2 protein-coding genes are annotated in these 1,770 nt (G+C 57.2%); both read left to right on the plus strand.

Features of this window, described 5'->3' with window-relative positions:
* Positions 1-315 (plus strand): hypothetical protein (locus tag ACR0AO_RS25335; RefSeq protein ID WP_480609774.1); only part of this gene is annotated, 315 nt, incomplete at its 5' end.
* Positions 316-339: 24 nt separating this feature from the next.
* Positions 340-1,308 (plus strand): glycosyltransferase family 2 protein, encoded by a 969-nt coding sequence (locus tag ACR0AO_RS25340; RefSeq protein ID WP_480609777.1) that lies wholly within the window; start codon positions 340-342, stop codon positions 1,306-1,308.
* Positions 1,309-1,770: the final 462 nt, after the last annotated feature.

Consider the following 1,770-nt stretch of genomic DNA (forward strand, 5'->3'; position numbering starts at 1 on the left):
ACCACGTCCGGTATCACCGTGCGCGACAACACCCTAATCCACCTTGATGGCACCGGCAGCAATGCAACCCTGGTCATCGGCGCAAATTCCAGCTCGGGGAATCTGGTCGGCTACACCGAGGGCGGCCTCAAGGCAGGAGACATGCGCTTGCAGACCCGCCAGCGTGGCCGACCCTACCATTACACTACAGCGTTCCGAACGGGTCTTCCGCGACTTGGCATGACGCCTGAAGATCTCAGGCCGGTCAAAGACGGCCCTGCGGACATCTTCGGTGCCCGCCGTCGTCTTGGCGAATTTCTGGACGAGCAAAACTGACGGATTTCATAACGGTATTTACAAATGTGCGATCATCCCACCCTTTCCATCATTGTCGTCAGCTACAATACGCGCGAGGTAACACTTGACTGTTTGCGGTCAATCTACGCCGAAACCCATAAAACCGATTTCGAGCTGCTTATCGTCGACAACAATTCCCCGGATGGATCGGCCAAGGCGATCGCGGCCGAATTTCCCGGTGCCCGCCTGATCGCTCGCCAGGACAATCTGGGCTTTGCCCGGGCCAACAATCTGGCGGCGCAAGAGGCCCGGGGCGACTATCTGCTGCTGCTGAACCCGGATACTGTGGTTCTGAACGGCGCCATCGACCGGCTGATGGCCTTTGCCCGGGAAAACCCCGCGGCCCGCATTTGGGGCGGGCGGACATTGTTCGGAGATCATTCGCTCAATCCCTCCTCCTGCTGGCGTGAAATGTCGCTCTGGAGCCAGTTTTGCTGGGCGACCGGTTTCCTGCGCATCGCGCCGAACAGTCCGATTTTCAATCCGGAAGCATATGGCGGCTGGCAGCGTGACAGTATGCGGCAGGTGGATATCGTCACCGGGTGTTTCCTGTTGATCACGCGCCGGGACTGGGAGGCTCTGAACGGTTTCGACAAGGCTTTCTTCATGTATGCGGAAGAGGCCGATCTGTGCCTGCGCGCGCGCCGCGATCTGGGGGCACGGCCCATGGTCACGCCCGAGGCTGAAATTGTACATTATGGCGGGCTGTCGGAGACCGTTCGCGCCGACAAGATGCAGCGGTTGCTGCGCGCCAAGATCACACTTGCCGAAAAACACTGGAATCCGATGCGGATCTGGTTCTGCCGCCTGATTTTCCAGCTTCTGGTTCTGATCCGTGTAACCGCCTATGAAGCCCAGGCGCGGCTGAAAGGCGGCGAGGCCGCACAGGACAACGCCAGCATCTGGCGGCAGATCTGGCGGGACCGCAAAACATGGCTGCAGGGCTATGCCTATACCGCAGCCACAGACTAGGATCAGGGCCGATTTCGGCAAAAAATGCCACAAGCTGACAAAAAATTGGCAAGTCATTGCCGACAGGCGAAATCCTGTTCCAGAGCCTTTGACTTCCTCAGAAAGTTGAGCTTTGAGCAGCGCAACTGGATGGGGATGCAGGGTATTGCCGAGTGATCGGCAAATTTTCATAATATCCCCATGCGTTTTGTGCCCGGGCGACCGGGGTCGTGAATGAGTGCCAATCCTGAATTGTGTTATACAGTACGCGGAAACCACAAACGCCGGTGAAACGGTGACGACTTGAAACAGGCAAATGCAACAAAACCGGAAATGACCACGCTCTGATGCCGTTCTATCGGGTTACATCAGCTGATCTTTCCGGAACGTATCGAGCCGGAACGAGGCAGTAAACTTATGGCAACTATCACCGTATCCAGTACGTCACAGCTTTTGTCGGCCCTTTCTTCAGCAAATGGCGGC

The sequence above is a fragment of the Ruegeria sp. AF8 genome (assembly GCF_056541825.1).

Excerpts from the sequence above, each read along its gene's own strand:
- ACR0AO_RS25340 (WP_480609777.1), top strand. The coding sequence starts at position 340 with ATGTGCGATCATCCCACCCTTTCCATCATTGTCGTCAGCTACAATACG.